11 protein-coding genes, 1 tRNA gene and 2 pseudogenes are annotated in these 16,336 nt (G+C 49.8%); 3 read left to right on the top strand and 11 right to left on the bottom strand.

Features of this window, described 5'->3' with window-relative positions; all coding sequences use genetic code 11:
* Positions 1-347 precede the first annotated feature (347 nt).
* A complete protein-coding gene (locus G113_RS20390) occupies positions 348-1,451 on the bottom strand; it encodes a hypothetical protein (RefSeq protein WP_201764982.1) in 1,104 nt (367 codons plus the stop codon).
* Positions 1,452-2,127: 676 nt separating this feature from the next.
* Between G113_RS20390 and G113_RS03450 the strand changes: the two are divergent.
* Both G113_RS03450 and G113_RS20925 read left to right on the top strand, forming a co-directional pair.
* Positions 2,128-3,161: pseudogene (locus G113_RS03450) on the top strand (IS630 family transposase).
* A 74-nt stretch (positions 3,162-3,235) separates the two neighbouring features.
* Positions 3,236-3,370, top strand: a pseudogene (locus G113_RS20925) (IS5/IS1182 family transposase); the annotation flags it as partial.
* A 332-nt stretch (positions 3,371-3,702) separates the two neighbouring features.
* On the opposite strand, the gene G113_RS03445 reads toward G113_RS20925, so the two are convergent.
* The 10 genes from G113_RS03445 to dauA form a co-directional block, all read right to left on the bottom strand.
* Entirely contained in the window at positions 3,703-3,960 is a 258-nt protein-coding gene (locus G113_RS03445; protein WP_005893578.1) for a hypothetical protein, read from the bottom strand.
* Between the two features lie 112 nt (positions 3,961-4,072).
* On the bottom strand, positions 4,073-4,396 hold the full coding sequence (locus tag G113_RS20920) for a hypothetical protein (RefSeq protein WP_139039450.1): 324 nt from the start codon (positions 4,394-4,396) through the stop codon (positions 4,073-4,075).
* 464 nt (positions 4,397-4,860) lie between these two features.
* Complete coding sequence (locus G113_RS03440; protein ID WP_005893577.1) at positions 4,861-5,289, bottom strand: hypothetical protein; 429 nt, start codon at positions 5,287-5,289, stop codon at positions 4,861-4,863.
* A gap of 630 nt (positions 5,290-5,919) precedes the next feature.
* Complete coding sequence (locus G113_RS03435) at positions 5,920-6,912, bottom strand: AAA family ATPase (protein WP_005893576.1); 993 nt, start codon at positions 6,910-6,912, stop codon at positions 5,920-5,922.
* Between the two features lie 152 nt (positions 6,913-7,064).
* On the bottom strand, positions 7,065-8,774 hold the full coding sequence (locus G113_RS20385; RefSeq protein WP_083940346.1) for a relaxase family protein: 1,710 nt from the start codon (positions 8,772-8,774) through the stop codon (positions 7,065-7,067).
* The gene (locus tag G113_RS03420; protein ID WP_040318865.1) at positions 8,765-9,463 is read right to left on the bottom strand and encodes a plasmid mobilization protein; all 699 of its coding nucleotides are present in this window, start codon (positions 9,461-9,463) and stop codon (positions 8,765-8,767) included. Before G113_RS03420 ends, G113_RS20385 begins: the two co-directional genes overlap by 10 nt.
* Before the next feature lie 296 nt (positions 9,464-9,759).
* Positions 9,760-10,920 carry a tyrosine-type recombinase/integrase gene (locus G113_RS03415; protein WP_005346570.1) on the bottom strand — a complete coding sequence of 387 codons (1,161 nt, stop codon included), beginning with the start codon at positions 10,918-10,920 and terminating at the stop codon, positions 9,760-9,762.
* A gap of 291 nt (positions 10,921-11,211) precedes the next feature.
* On the bottom strand, positions 11,212-12,522 hold the full coding sequence (locus G113_RS20915) for a site-specific integrase (protein WP_148140660.1): 1,311 nt from the start codon (positions 12,520-12,522) through the stop codon (positions 11,212-11,214).
* A gap of 83 nt (positions 12,523-12,605) precedes the next feature.
* Positions 12,606-12,693 (bottom strand) — tRNA-Ser (locus G113_RS03405).
* Between the two features lie 287 nt (positions 12,694-12,980).
* A complete protein-coding gene (gene dauA / locus G113_RS03400) occupies positions 12,981-14,705 on the bottom strand; it encodes a C4-dicarboxylic acid transporter DauA (protein WP_040318864.1) in 1,725 nt (574 codons plus the stop codon).
* Positions 14,706-15,119: 414 nt separating this feature from the next.
* Here dauA and G113_RS03395 point away from each other — a divergent pair.
* Positions 15,120-16,336: Na+/H+ antiporter NhaC family protein (locus G113_RS03395; protein WP_005893563.1), on the top strand; the 1,217-nt coding region annotated here is incomplete at its 3' end.

Raw genomic sequence — 16,336 nt, 5'->3', positions numbered from 1 at the left:
CCTGCCCACCTTCTTAAAAAAATAACGCTACTGATAAGTAACTGCCAACGCCAAAATATGCTAAAAAAGTCCGCCGTTCACACCGAAACCAATCACTGTAGAAAGCAGTAGATAACTTCATACGGGCACTAAAATTACAGCTATTAGACACTCCCGGAGACACAGCGGGCCTGCTTCCTACTGCGTTCTATGCGCTGGTAGTAGCGTTGCCAGTGGCTCTCAGTTTTTTCTCCAAATTTAATTATATTAAACAGCGGCGGTGAACATCTCAATTATACATGAGCGACATAGCTAGTTTGACTATGCACATGTTAAGTTTACTTAATAATATAATAAAAAATGAAAAATCAACCTCTCCAGTTAATTACACAAAGTGGTCCTAGCTCTCCTTCGTGGAGTAGAACTAGCGTGCTCACCAATACGTTGGCACGTGCCCGAGGCCCAAGGCGCTCCTCCCGATCCCATCCCTCTATTTCCCGAACTTCAATCACGGTTGATGTATCAACAAAACTACGAATCAGGCATTGGAGTTTCTCTTTACCATATATTGAAACCAGATCATCATATCTTGCCACTGCGGCGTCATAGCCTCTCGGTGGTGATAAGCCTGCACTTGCAAACAAGGATTTAACTTCGAGAAACGGTAACTCGCGTAATAGTTCACTAGGAGCCATATCTGGCCCCCAGCGAACTAGGCCAATGACCATTAGCTCCTCGAGAATGTCATGGCCGTTTAAAAGGTCATTCAAGCGGCACCGCCGGGGTTGTTCTGATAGATACCATCTGCCAGCGTCTGGAGAAATCAGAGCCATCACATCAGCCAATTCATCACGACGCGATAGAGTCCCTCTAAGACCGAATTCTGTACCGACAAAATCCAATGGAAGCCAAGGATTCTTGCACTCGTCCAGATAACTATCCAATTGTGGCCAACGGATACCACATCGAGTTGCTTCAATAATGGCTGGCCAACGCGAAGATGACGTCCCATAAAGGAACTCTTCCAGAGCAATTATGAACGGACTAATGCCATCTTCATAAAGCGCATAAAGCTTGACCTCCTGACCCGCGATGTTTATTGAAAATGACGTTGGCGATGGCAGCCGTCGCGGCGGCAATGGTCGGTCGGTGTTGAAAAAATATTCTGCCGCGCTCGGCGTTTCACAACTAGGTTGGTCTGGCCGGGGGGGCCAATGGTGGGGCCATGGATCATCACATAACATACTTGGACAAGCTGGCCATAATACAGTGGGCTCAGAGGATGAATCTCTGTTTGTTGCAACGAGAATATTATTACTTGTCTGCTCGATTGTTTGTAAAGCGGTTGCATAGTGTTCGAGACGCTCCTGCAATTCACTTTGATAGCGTTCAAATTTCTCGAAATCCCGCTGCATCCGAGTCTGAACGGGATATGACAACACGTCGTGACGTGGATAGAGTTCTGCGGCCATCCTAGGCAAGTTATCCCGCCATTGGCGTACTATCAGCTCCTGCTGCGGGATACTGACCAACCTATGCTCGACAGCCTCACGAGCCCTCATGGCACGTTCATACGCAAGATTAAGTGCCTGAGCAAACGGTTTTACGATTCTTGGAGGCATTTAGATGTACCTAATCTCGTATGTTGGACTTCGTGTGCTTCGCCTTAACAAGTTTTTTTGGGTTGAGATGTATATATGAAGCAACAAGCTATAACGCCACCTTTTGACCAACACCTGCTATAGCTGGCAAACGAGATGGCTACCGCACGGAGGTGACAGCTCCCTGAGTGCTGCGTTTAACCAGCGTGGACATTGGTTATTCATAGGCTCTCGATGTTTGCAAGGGGCCCGAACGGAGATGATATCAAATACCGACCAGCCTTGCTGAAAAAAGTGTCATCTAACGTGCAGATTTTGAATTTTTTTGACGACGATCAGAGTTATTGGCGCTTGGATGGCAGACATATTGCCATACCACGTACTCACTTCAACTGCTTCGGGGGGTTAAATACTCTGCGAAAAATCTTGCCTGAGCACCTAAATAGCTGTTCCGAATAGTAGATCACTGGAGGAAGGGAACTCAGTCCAGTTTGTGCGATCTCATTAGTCGCCAAACAAAACAAGCCACACCCAAAGGACTGAGTTGATACCTATCCTACCACCCCTGCCACGACCACAACGGCGCCGCATTCACAAAATCATCCATGCCACCCGTGATAAAGGACATGCTCGTCGCTTGATGGCCATCTTGCTGTTACATGAAGGACGCACAATCACTGATGTTCATCACCTTACCGGCGCTGCTCGCTCGACCATCGGTCGTTGGCTTCGGTGGTATCGGGATGAAGGCGTGGGCGCCTTGGAAGCCTTACCGGCTGGCCGTGCCCCAGTTTTACCTATCGCCAAGATAGTCACCTTACTGGTGCTGCTCATGCAGTTTTCTCCGCAAGATTTTGGTTATCAGCGCAGCCGCTGGTGTACCGAACTATTGGCTATCAAAATCAATCGGTTAACAGGGCTCAATGTGGCCGCCTCCACACTTCGTCGATGGTTACCTCGCATGGGTATTGTCTGGCGCAGGCCCGTGCCGACCTTGCGGATAAAAGACCCAGCCTATCAGGAGAAAATGGCGAATATCGACGCTGCGCTGGCCCGCTGTGATACCGCTAATCCAGTGTTTTATGAGGATGAAGTCGATATAGACCTCAATCCCAAATTAGGGGCCGACTGGATGTTCAGAGCGCAGCAAAAGCGGGTTGTCACACCGGGACAGAACGCCAAACATTACCTGGCAGGCGTTCTCCATGCAGGCAACGGAAGAGTGCTTTACGTCAGCGGGATAAAGAAAAACTCATCGCTGTTTATCGCCATGCTGGAAAAGCTGCGTCACCACTACCGACGAGCCAAAACCATCACGCTGATCCTCGATATAACTACATCATTCACAAAAGCAAGCAGACCGAGCGATGGTTGAAGAAGAATCCCAAGTTCTGCATGGTATTCCAGCCAGTTTACAGCCCTTGGGTTAATCACATAGAACGGCTGTGGCACAAGTTACATGAAACCATCACGCGCAATCATCAATGCAGAGGAATGGCCAGTCTGCTGGCCCGAGTGAAACACTTCATGAACACAGTGTCTCCTTTCCCGGGGAATGGCTATGGCACAGCGAAGGTGTAGCACTATTGGGATCAGTTATTTAGGAGGTCAGATCATAGAGTCACCAGATAGTTCCCGGATTTGTTCAACAAGGCCGGTTCAAGCAGCTGATGACAGAGAAGCTGAGTCTGCGCAAATATAACGGGCAAGTAGGTGAAGTCATGGGTTATGTGTGTGCCATGAACAAACTGTGCGCTCTTGGTCTGCCCGTTAGGCAGCCCCAAGTGTAACTGTCACCTGGGACTGGGGAAGTTACGTCCAGATAGCTGATTTGGGTAATAACGCCGCATATCGACCTTGAAAGCGACGAAAATAGCGGAAGTGAAGGTTCCCGTTATTGCCCGTGGTCGCGCATCGTGCGCCGAATAAAATAAGGGGTTGGCTGGCATAGCCCGTTGTTTCCTTGGCAAAAATGCTCGTCGAATTAGGCGAAGGAAATTAATGCAGAACAGGACCTTAGAAGGATGTTAAATGCTATATCCTCTTAAGGTCCTGTATAACTAACTGTGTATAAAAGTATCGATCCATGTGACTATCATTAATGGGTAATCAGGATCCTCACTCAGTCGATAAAACCGAGAGCACGTAGCTTATCAAGGGCCCGGTCCTGGTCGGCATTGGAGAAATCGGGCTCCTGAGCAATCCGAACCAGGCGGTCAAACACCTCTTTACTCTGAGAATCCAAAACTGCACAGACCGACGCTAATGAGACAGTGTAGCGATCGCTGCAAGCAGATGCCATCGCTTGAGCAAGCAAAGCGCTTGAACGAGTGCCGTTGTGCTTTTCAATACGCCTAAAAAGATCGTCAAAAATTTTCATTATTTACTCCATTTCCCTTCAAGGGAAGATGTGAATAGGCTCCAGACGTAAAAATAGAAACGCCTGTGTGTTTAATTAAATAAATTAAAACTTCGTGTGTGGCAGGTGACACTTATTCCCTGTTAGCACCTCCTTTGAGCTGGGTTAGTTTTATGTTCTTGCGGCGATTAATTTTCCTAAACTCACTCTCAAAATCAATTAACTCAATACGAAATAGGGCTGCTATGTGTCTTTTTGAGCAGGCATGCTTCTTTGAGCTCAACGAGAACCGCTGGTTTCCAGGCACTATGTCACGGCAGCAGGCTCGCCGTTCTGTAGGGCTAAGGATAAATATCCTGTCTGAATTCATTTCACCATCCGGCAGTGCTTTCCCTGATGCCCTATCTTTAAATGATTGAGTGGCCATCATTAGTTTTTTATTATATTCCTCATCCATAAAACACCCTGCAATCTATTTCAGCAACAGGCTATCAGGCTTATTAAGATGATTCAACAGATAATTGAAAATGAACCTAATAATAATTTTTCTAATATTTTCATATATACCTGCACGCGGTATTAATCTCCGCATTATGGACTACTCTCTTGCCGACTGACGTTGATGTTATTGCAATGAAATAGGTAGGTAGGCTTGAACTAATGGAATAGATGCCGCATGCAATTGCATGCGGCAACGCACGCTGGCTAACCTTTAACTTAAGGTGCTACCGACTATGCTGTGCCTGCATAAAGTCGATTATTGAGCCACCTGCGGCGCTATAACAACACCTCAACGGGTAGGTCCGCAAAATGCATAGGAGAAAGATATTTGTGCGCTTGACGATTGCTGCTGATAAAATAGCTTTTATCGAGCATGCTTGATGACGCTACATGAAGTAGTTGAAATGAAACTTAGAATAGTCAATCTCTCTTAAATACCTTATAAAATCCTTTCACATCAAATAATTCGCTATAATATAAAAGCTCCCACTCAGGGTTGTTTTGTAGTTTCTGTGAGAATACCTCGTTAGTCACGCATGAGATACAGACGCACTCAACACTAGGCTCAGCACCTAGTGCATTAACTAATTTTGTGAAAAATCCACACCCCTGCCATTCATATGGTATTCCGATCAACTCTATTGATGGACACGCCCTGAATCCATCCCTAAACCGTGGGTATTTTTTCATTATAAAATCAGGGAGTGTTGGTGGCACTCGGATCTCCAAGGTGATCCCCCCTTCTGAGTAATACAACGGTCTGACTGGATAGCCGACCGAACGAAACATCACAATAAAAGCATTGACAAGTGCATCAACGGCTTTATCCATGAGTTCTTCATCCGTCATTTGAACATCCATAAGATTTCTCCGCAGTAGGACGCTAGTGAATTACGAGGAATGAGCCCACGGTAAACCGAGAGACTGCCATCTGTCAAGCGACATAAATGGATCATGTCATTGATTTCTAAGGGATTATTTATTGAAAAAATAATTGTACAAATTTTGCCCTTGGTTGCTTTTTGCTCTTTTTGAGTGTTAGCTGAACGATATTTGACCTATAACATGCCCATAAACAGAATGGATGTGGATGGGATGGTAAATATCGCTAATGCGGTAGTCATTACATGTGGATAATATGCTCGCAGAGCAATATAAATAAAAACATTTTTGCCGTTCGATTTAATAGACACGAGGCTTAAACAGAACATAAACAGACGAATTCCTGCATATAGAATGACATCAATGCTTGAATGACATGTTCTAGTTGTTTTCAATGTGATTCATATTTTATTTTGAAAACAAAGGCTCAATTGTTTATTTTAGCATCATAATACATTTTAAATGCAATGTCTAAAATCAGCACTAGGCGCTCTTGTGCATGAAAGGGGGATATGTAAGGGGGGTAATTCTGGATGCAATCTATTTATAGATAGAGGTTCATTACACTCTTGCATCCAGATGGTAGAGATTGTGTGTTTAGACTGATACATCAGTGAGTAAATCTGTGGCGATGTACTCATACGTTTTATCCGGCCTCCTTTCCCGCCGAATCCAAGTATTTGATACGCATTTTCTGATATAGTTTTTTGCCTGCCGTTCCTGTATGGAAAATTCTGCACAAAAGGAGTTCACTAACTCGGCTGCTGATACAGAGGTATGCCCACTCAGAGCTTTTTTGAGGGAAGTTAATAATGTGCTGTTATCACTATCATTCGCGCTGACGAATATCAGATGTTCTGTTCGGTTTAATAAAATCTCATCAGGAGTTTCAACCGCTCTCGAACTAAATCTGAGGCTGAATCTAGCCCCCTGCCCATCCCGTAATGCTAGTGACATAACCCCATCAGCCTCACCATGAATGGATGATGCCCCTCTGATACCAGCAGCACCTGCATTATAGTTCTCAGCTCCTGGTGAAGATTTTCTGGCATGATGCACAACAATATGTGCAGCGGAGCGGCTAATTTTTCTGATGGACCGCATTACCTGCCCCATCAAACCGTTATCATTTTCCGCCGCTGTATGCATCCTAGCTAGTACATCCCAAATAATCAGGTCAGGCTGGATCTCATTCACGATGGAGATCATTTTTTTCGCCTCTACAGGATCCAATACATCCGTTGTCTGGAAATCACCACACCGGAAAAAATTCCGCTCAATTGTTTGGTCAGTCACATTATTATGTGCTGTCATGGTTAAAAAGCGTTTCCAAAACAACCGATCTTTTAGCTCAAAATCCATATACAACACTCGTGCTGGATTTTTATTCTTCCAGTTGAGGAACTGTCCTCCACTGGCGATGGCCAATGCGAGCTGCGTTGCGAGCAGCGATTTACCAGATTTGGGGGCGCCATTGATGATCCACTGATCACCCTGCTCAATCAGTTCGTCCAACAACCAAATCGGTTTTTGCTCACTGGCAATCCGCCCCTCACTAACCCCCCAAGCTAACATTCTATTCTGGAGCATACATACTCCTCCCAAAAAAGTTATTATTATTTGTTGTTTTTATAAATCAATGGTAGATATTAATTATTGCTATTTATAAAGATAAACATTGCAAGTAATCTTGTATTGATGATGTTCCGCAAATATAAAAAACAAACGCCATTCAGAATATTTTACAAAGAAAGATCTGAATCCATTTCATGACGTGCAGTCCTCTGGCCAGAGTGCTCATGCTGAGATTTTAATGCATACTCTCCAGGCCTCATCCTGAAACGTGCAATTTTTTTGGCTGCTAATATAGGGTTATCCATTATGATTCTAAGACCTCGAGTAGCAATCTCACCGACCTCTGCGTACTCTCTACGGAGCCGCTCAAGGTCTGAACCTGCTCCTGCAACTGTTCGAGCGAAACGCTCATCTGATGAATGGAGTTCTCGGCAGAGACGTTGCTGTCGCTGGTATGCGTGTTCAAATGCTGCACCATGGTCAGCAAGACCTGATGGTCGTTCATTATCTGCTGCTGTGTGACATGCTGCGATTGAACCTGCTCCCTGAGTGTTGCTATCGAGCTCATCTGCTCGGTGTTGATAAAACTGAGCAACTCTAATAATTGTTTCTCTAAATTCATGATTCACTCCTAGTAATGCTAAAATAGCGCTCAAAATTTTCATCAGCAGTTGAATTAATGCCTTTTCGGTGTCTACTGTTAGGGTTCCCTCAGGGTTAATTGGGGTCAGTGTGTAACCTGCATATAGCTGCATCTGCTGTTGCCAAAAAAGAGCATTTGTTGGCTGTTTGCGATGTCTCTGGGTTATCACTGCGGCCATACCTGTCGGTCGTCTCACAGGCCTCGGAGAGGGCATTGGGTGCAGCGTCTCAGTGACGTTATAGCGGCTCTGATTGAAGGCCCGGCGTTTGGCTATCCGCTCCTCAATCTGCTGCCAGAGTGCATCCAACGACGGTTGTGGAGGCGTTGTTATCGTCAACGTCGGTCTCACCACATCAATACTGGTAAACGCACGGCTAAATAAAGGTCCTTTCAGCCGAAAAGCCTTGATCTTTCCCTCTGGCACAATCCGTATGTAATCCTTTTTAGCCTCGACTTCGCTAATACCATAGATTTGTCGAGTCTGAGGTTGCTCCAGCCAATCAATCACAGCTTGTCGGTTACATAACTGACCCTGAGTTACCCGTAACTGCACCGCATCAGATAACGCTGCAATCAAGTCCGCATTTTTACTGTACCGTGGTATTGTTCCTGTCAGCCTCTGGCGTTGCGGATCATCTGGACGTGCGAGGTTATGTTTCAGGTTGAGGTAATCGCGGATCGCATTAAAATCTCCTTCCGCACCTGGTGGGTGAGGGTTGAAATATTTTCCAGTGCGAAGATTAATCCGTGGGATTAAGAAATGATTCTCCAGATTTTGTTCATGCGTATGTTGTACCCACAAGATCATCCTGTCCTCTATGGGTAATCCAGCAAAAACCAGCTCCTCCATCAATGCACGAAATTCCTGAGCAATATCAGGATTGGAGCTCAGCGCCTGGTTGTCCTCAATTGCATGTGCAATGACACCGCTGGTGTATTTATATTTATGTGGCGATATCTCGATTGCATAAGTAATGTCTCGTGGATTTCCAGCCAACAGCTCAGGTGGTGGAGTCCGTTGTACACCATGGATCAGTCTCAGTTGTTGGTTCAACCGATGAACCAATGGAGCGTCATTTTTATCACGAGCAACCCTAATCGCATCAGCGATTGTACTACGCTCATTTTTTTGTTGCGGAGTCAGAGCGCTGTAGATACCCAGTAGGTAATCTATTGGGGCGCTGGATTTAGTCTGGCGATGCCCATTGGTTGCAAAAAATCTAATCACCGCCATAGCTCATGCTCCTCATACTCACTCTCGATTAATGCTGGATTTACCTCTACTGCATCCTCGTCATCCTCACCTGAGTGTGACCATGTAGTGTCTGGGGTCGCAGTATCGCTTTTGTCATGGCGTATAACACGAGATGGCTGTGTTAATTGTGGTGATAACATCTCGTTGATTTTATCAACCTGCTCTTTATGTTGTTTTTCTAGTTCCCTGAGTTCGCATAAAATAAAAAGTAGATTTACATCGCCCTTATGGGAATTACACCATTTTACCAGCTGATTGAAATTGTTATAAAACCCGGTCTGTTGCGCAATAAGATTATTTATTGTGTCGCGTAATGTTTCTGCTGGAGAAATGACGATTTTCAATTTTGTGAGAGATTGAGATGCTAACCTCGATACAGTGACTTTTGCATTTTTAGCCTTTTTCTCCCAACGACGTTTTTCCTCATATGTGCAGCGTAGCTCGATTCGATGATCCCGGATCTCTGTAAAACTCGGCAACATTTGTCGAACGATGTCTGTATCCATATTTACATCTCTAGCTATACCGTTAATAGTGACAGCGACATCGTCATTGATGCACCTGATAACGGCCCTTTCAATGAGCAGCATGAGATCAGGATCTCTTGTAAGCTCCTCACGTAAAGTGTTATTTTTGCTATTCCTTAATTTTTTATTTTCTTTTCCCACGTATTGTCTCCTGGCTGCTGAACAGCTCTAATTTATATATTTATTTAGCGGGTCTGGGCGGCAGCCCAGGTAGGTCCAGGGCGACAGCCATGGCAAGGCTCCGTACACCGTACATTGCGGAACGCAATTTGTACGGTGTAGGAGTGACCTTGCTCTTATTACTTTTCGCCAAAAAACGATTTGTCAAAAACACACTTTTTATCCATGTGCTTTTGCCTGATACGATGCCGTACAAATTCTGCCTACAACTATCCGTACAACCAATATTCTGGCTGCTGGAAATTCTGTTTATTTTGTTAAATTCTGTTGCCCGTCACTACCGTATTGCTCAGTGCCTGTTGTAGCCACGCCATTAATTGCTGGTGCATCTGTGGGTTAGCCATCAGTGCATTCAAATCAACAGGTGGTAATATGGCTGGCACGGATTTGGATGCCTCAACCAGTCCGGGATCATCACCATGAATACAATCGTGTAGGGCCACTTCTGCTTTGGCACCAAAGTCAGCCGCATCCTCGGTCAACCATCGACCATAGTGGCGCTCGATCATCGCAGTCCCGTTGTGCCCCATTTGCCGGGCAATCCACTCTACGTTCACGCCAGCAGACAACAGTTGGCTCGCGTAGGTGTGGCGCAGCTGAGATGGTCCACGGTATTTGACACCCACCAGGTCACAATGCGGCTGAAAAAATGTTTCCCTGTACTCGTCAACCGAGGCGTAGGGTCGCCTTGCTGGGCGGTTATAGGCTACCAAGGTACGGCTAATTATCTTTTTAGTGCGATTATCTGTCTGGGTTACCGTGATCGATCTGGGCCTACGATGGCTAGCCTGTGCTATCAAGATACGTGCGGCTATTATTCCCTGTTCAGTCAGCTCAATCTTCCGCAGCGATCCTTTGGTTTTTGGCGTCTTATAAGCACCATCAACCAACGCGAGATCTACCGTCAAGATCCGTTTGTCTAGATCAAATGCTTCAACGCTCACAGCCAGTAATTCACTGATCCGCAATCCGGTTGCAAGCCCTAATTGGATTAATGCCACTTCAATCGGATTGCTTTCTTGCCGTTGCAGCAAGAGTTTTATCTCTTTTTTTAGAAAGGGTTGCGGCTCTTCAATCTCAAACCGGCATTTCTTGATGCTATCCATCGGGCTCAATGCTATCAGGCCATCACTCTTGGCTCTGGCAAACACCTGCCTGAGAATATCGAGGTAATGATTAACGGTATTCCCCTTATACCTCTTAAGGAGTTTGGCAATCATTAACTCTAATTTGGTCGTGGTGACCGTAACCAATAGCTCTTTTCCAATCAGCGTCTGAAGTTGCTTTGTCTTTCGATAATAGGCCTTAAATGTTGATTGGGCGTACTGGTTTTTCTTGATCGTCAGGTTTTCAGTCAATGCATCTGCAACAGTTTTTCGATCTAGTTCTGTGGCCTGCGGGTTCTTGTCATAGGTCATTTGCTCTCATTCCAGCTAACTCTTGCCAGCAGGTTACGAGCGTTCAAGCACCATGTCAACACATTTCGATCACACATTTTTATGGATGTCAATATTTATATTTACAAATATTTATAGGGGCTAATATTGACATGGGCGCATGATATGAATTGGTACTGCAACGACCCACCGTATTGAGATGGGTTGGCTCCTGCGCCCTGGCTATGGCACCAGATGTCATGCTGTCTGGGAGGGGCGCTAACCGCTACATACAGCGCTTAGCGACATATCCAGAGCTCAGGTGGCCTCTCTTCAAATGACGGTCACTAGATCCGCCGGTATCAACTCGATCTTCGCTTTCAACAGGGCAATGCTCACCCGTTTGCCGTAGCGGCCAAAGGTCAGCCCCTCCTTGCTGTGTCCTACCAGCTCCGCCACGATGTGCTCTGCCACATCCGCCTGCTGCAACTCATCAACAAAGGTGTGGCGCATGCCATAGATCGTCGGCCGCCCCTTACCGACAATGCCTGCATTGGTGAGATGGCGCTGGAACCGACACACCAGGTTGTGTGACCAGTCGGCGTCCTGGCCCGAGGGTTTATCGTCAAACAGGTACTGGCTGCCCTGGCTACGGCAGTGGCCGACATACTCTAGGAAGTGATGTCTGATCAGTGCACTGTGCAGCGGAACATCACGGTAGGCGTTGGCCGTCTTGAGCTGCTGATCTTCTTCGCCCGCCTCGACCACCAGACACCAGATCCCCTCGATCTGTTTGACGTTCCGGGTCTTGAGTTGACATGCCTCAGACGGGCGCAGTCCGGCGTAGAGGCAGAGCAGCGGCACCCAGAAGTCCTGGGGCTTGAGTTTTTTGCCTTTTTGGGATTGTTTGGCTCGCAGGCTCGCAAACAGGGTGTCCAGTTGCGGGCGATGCCAGCGTACCCTGGCTTCATCTGCCCGCTTTTTCACTGGCTTCTTGCCCGCCGTTAAGCTGTCGAACGGGTTGCGGCTGCAATAGCCCAGGATCATGCACCAGCGGAAGAACTGCTTGGTGGCGGCAAGGTAATCTGATTTGGTTTTGAAGCTGATACTGTCGTTACGGAGCAGAGTGTTACGGAAGGCTTGAGCTAGGGCAGGCGTTATCTCATCGACCATGTGCCCCTTGGCCCAAGTGACGAACGCCTGAACCCGCAGTTGGAGTTGTCCGACGGATTTATGCTGGATCCCCTCACTGGCCTTACTCTCAATAAACTTCGTCAGCGCCTGTCTGAGGGGGACCCCTGTAGTAGGTGGAGAGGTATCGACGGGTTGCTTGATGGTCTGGGGAACGGACGAAAGCGCAACAGAAAGAGCATGATATTGCGGTACGGTAAAGCCCGCCGCTTTGAATGCATCGATCTCAGCTCTGATCCAGGCATGAAAACTATGGGTCGTGGCATCGGCAGGTGTCGCCGCAATGAGGGTGCGGACACGCGCCGCCAGCACCAGATTACGGTCTACGGCAACTTGACGTTCTTTGGTAAGGAGGGAAGTGCGGATAGCAAACGGCAAGCCTCGGTCACGCAAATTCTTGGGCAAGGGAAGCCGAGTGTAGTAGGTGCCGGAGGCATTTTTGCTCAGATACATGATTGTTCCACCCAGTTGATCCAGGAAAAAAATCACGTAAGTCTAGAAATGAAAAAACCCGTTGAAATTCAACGGGTTATATTTGGCGGTGAGGGAGGGATTCGAACCCTCGATACGTTGCCGTATACACACTTTCCAGGCGTGCTCCTTCAGCCACTCGGACACCTCACCAAATTTTTTACTGCTTTGAAGTAGCTTTCGGAGCACGGGTTGCGTGCTTCTATTCCGACTTCGTCGGTGGGCAGCCACTCGGACACCGCACCAAAACTTTACTCATCATTTAATGTGCTTGAGTACCACATTTGTTGGCGGTCAATGCCGCGACAACGAGGCGTAATGTAAGGGATGGGCCTGAGCGGGTCAACGCAATTTATTGCTCTTCACGGCCGTTTGCTCAAGATCTGCACCAATTGGCGAAAATCATGACAAAACGCATCCCATCACCTCACCACGCGCTATCAAGCAGGGGTAACCTCCCCCACCAAGGCCTCCTCCAGGGTGCTGTAAAACTCCAGCTTGCCTGCCACCGGCACCACTTTGGCGCGCGCCAGCGTCTTGAGGGGTTGAAACTGCAACTCGGCAATGCGCAGGTTCACCCCGGCCTTGGCCATCTGCTGCTTGAAATGGAGGAAAGCCGAGAGGCCTCCCGCATCCAGGATGGAGACGGCATCCATCTGCAACACCAGCAGTCTGTGATCCTGCACCTGCTCGGTCAATTCGCCAAATACCCGATCGGCAGCGGCAAAGAAGAGCGGGCCGTTGATGCGGTAGAGCAGACCCTGTTCGGGCACCTGATGTTGATGGCGCTTGTGCTGCCCCAAGTCCTGCAACAGGGTCATTCTGGCAATCTCGCGCATAAAGAGCAGTGAGGCCAGGATCACCCCGAAGGTGATAGCAATCACCATGTCGAAAATGACGGTGAGCGACAGGCAGACCAGCAACACCAGCACATCCGAACCGGGAGCACGGCGGATGAGTTCCACCGCCTTGTGCGCCTCGCTCATGTTCCAGGCGACCATCAGGAGCAGAGCCGCCATGGCAGAAAGCGGCAGCCAGGAGAGCCAGGGAGCCAGCACCAGCACCGCGGCCAATACCACCAGAGCATGGATAACAGCCGAGATGGGTGAGGTGGCGCCGGCCCGCACGTTGGCAGCGGAGCGCGCAATGGCGGCAGTGGCCGTGATCCCCCCAAAGAAGGGAGCCACGATATTACCCAGCCCCTGCCCCACCAGCTCGGTGTTGGAGCTGTGCTTGCGTCCGGTCATGCCATCGAGCACCACGGCGCAGAGCAGGGATTCGATAGCCCCCAGCATCGCCATGGAAAATGCCGCTGGCAGCAGTTGCTGAATGGCGGCCAGATCCCAGTTCACCGGCTGGCCATCGGGCCCGGGCAGGGACCATGGCATCAGCAGAGTGGGGGCCAGAGGGGGAATGCCCGCCCCCTGACCGCCACCCGGCAACAGATAGTGGAACTGGCTGCCGATGGTGGCAACCTCGATACCTGAACCGTGCAGGGCGACACCCAACCCGGCCCCCACCAGTACGGCGGGCAGATGGCCCGGCACCGGCAGCTTGAGCCTGGGCCAGAGCAGCAGGACGGCCAGCGTGGTCACACCGATGAGGGTATCTCCCCACTGCCAGCTCGGCAGGGCATGGATCAGCGCCTCCACCTTGCCCAGATAGGTTTCCGGCATCTCGACCACCTGCAGGCCGAAGAAGTCCTTGAGCTGCAAGGTCGCAATCACGATGGCAATACCCCCGGTAAAGCCGAGTGTGACCGAGGGCGGTATGTACTCGATGAGACGGCCGAGGCGGGCCAGCCCCATGGCGACCAGGAAGAAACCCGAGATCAGGGTCGCCACCAGCAGGCCGCCGACGCCAAACTGCTGGGCAACCGGATAGAGGATCACCACAAACGCAGCGGTAGGGCCAGAGACGGAGTAGCGCGAGCCACCGGTCAGGGCGATGACGATACCGGCAATGATGGCGGTATAGAGCCCATGCTGGGGGGGCACGCCGCTGGCGATGGCCAGGGCCATGGCCAGCGGGATGGCGATGATGCCGACCGTAATACCGGCCACCAGATCGCGACCCAGGCGGGTCAGTGTATAAGGCTCATCCAGGCAGGATTGGCGTAATGCCACGGCGAGCCTCACGGGAAGTGGTGCTTTTTTAGTATGCATTGATGTCGTAATACCAGAACAGAGAGACAAAGGCCGATGGAATCGGCACCCGATCATCATCAAGGGCCGGCAGGAGTGTCGACGCGCCGATGGTATCTCATGCAACCTTAACCGATAGCCCCCGCTATTTCGATGGGCAGGATCAATTAAAGGGTAACTCTTCGGTAAATAACCAAGATAGCCGCCATATTGCCGACTTTTGCCTCATTAGGCGGATTTTGGGTTGACTCAGCACCCAATGAGCCTTAGTTTCTGCGCCGATGTTTTTGGCCGGAGTCGGTGACTGCGCGACGGGATCCCATCCCCTCCCCTGTCACCCCGATAAGAAGCAGTATTGCCCCTCGACATCACCTTGCCGGGCACTCTTTTTAGTATGCCGGCCAAGGCCGGTCCCGATAAAAGGACCCTATGCGCATGTCCGAACCGACTGCCCTGAGTCTCATCCCCCCCATCGTCGTGCTGGTACTGGCCATCTGGCTGCGCCGCCCCATTCTCTCCCTCATCATAGGGACGGTTGCGGGCCTGCTGCTGCTAAGCGCCAACCCCTTCGATGCCCTAGATACCTTCGCCGAGGTTTCGCTGCGCACCATGCAGGACGAGACCATTGGCTGGCTGATCCTGGTATGTGGCAGCTTTGGCTCCCTTATCGCCCTGCTGGTGCGTACCGGCGGCGCCATGGCTTTCGGCCAGCAGGCGCTCAAGCTGGCCAAGGGACCGAAATCCTCGCTGTTCATGACCTTCGTGCTGGGCCTGGTCATCTTCATCGATGACTACCTCAACGCCCTCACCGTGGGCGAGACCATGAAGAGAGTCACGGATCGCTTCAAGGTCTCCCGAGAAATGCTGGCCTATGTGGTGGACTCCACCGCAGCCCCGGTCTGCGTACTGGTGCCCCTCTCCACCTGGGCTGTCTTCTTCGGCGGTCTGCTGGAAAATAACGGCGTGGCGGCCACCGGCGAAGGGATCAACGTCTACTTCCAGGCTATCCCCTACATGCTCTATGCCTGGCTGGCCGTGCTGATGGTGCTGCTGGTGATCCTGGGCGTGGTGCCCGCCATAGGCCCCATGAAGCGGGCCGAACAACGCGCCCAGCATGGCAGCGTTGGCGCCATGCGGGTCAGCGATGCCGAGCTCACCCAAGACGCCGGACTCACCCCGGACAGTTATGCGATCAAGTCCATCGAGGAGGAGTTCGCCCAGGCCGATCGCGGCGGCAAGCTGCACAACTTCCTGGTCCCCATGGCCATGCTGGTGGGTTTTACCGTCTATTTCGACATCGACATCTGGAAGGGACTGCTGGTTACCTTGCTGCTGACCATTCCCTACTACCTGGCCCAGCGGCTGATGTCCCTTGCCGAGATGATGGAGCAAATGATCGACGGCTTCAAAACCATGTTGCCCGCCATCGGCACCGTGATCGCCGCCTTCGTCTTCAAGGATGTCTGTGATCAGCTGCAGCTGCCGCAATACGTGATCAACAGCCTGACCCCCTACATGACACCGCAACTGCTGCCCGCGGTGGTATTCGTCTCCATGGCGGTGCTGGCGTTTGCCACCGGCTCCTCCTGGGGGATCTTCGCGGTCACCATCCCCATCGTCATGCCCCTGGCTCACTCGGTCGGCGCCGATAT

Origin of the sequence: Aeromonas molluscorum 848, from assembly GCF_000388115.1 — a bacterium.
GTDB classification, from domain to species: domain Bacteria; phylum Pseudomonadota; class Gammaproteobacteria; order Enterobacterales; family Aeromonadaceae; genus Aeromonas; species Aeromonas molluscorum.
The sequence above is the reverse complement of the archived record's forward strand: the minus strand, read 5'-3'. Positions and strand labels throughout refer to the sequence as shown.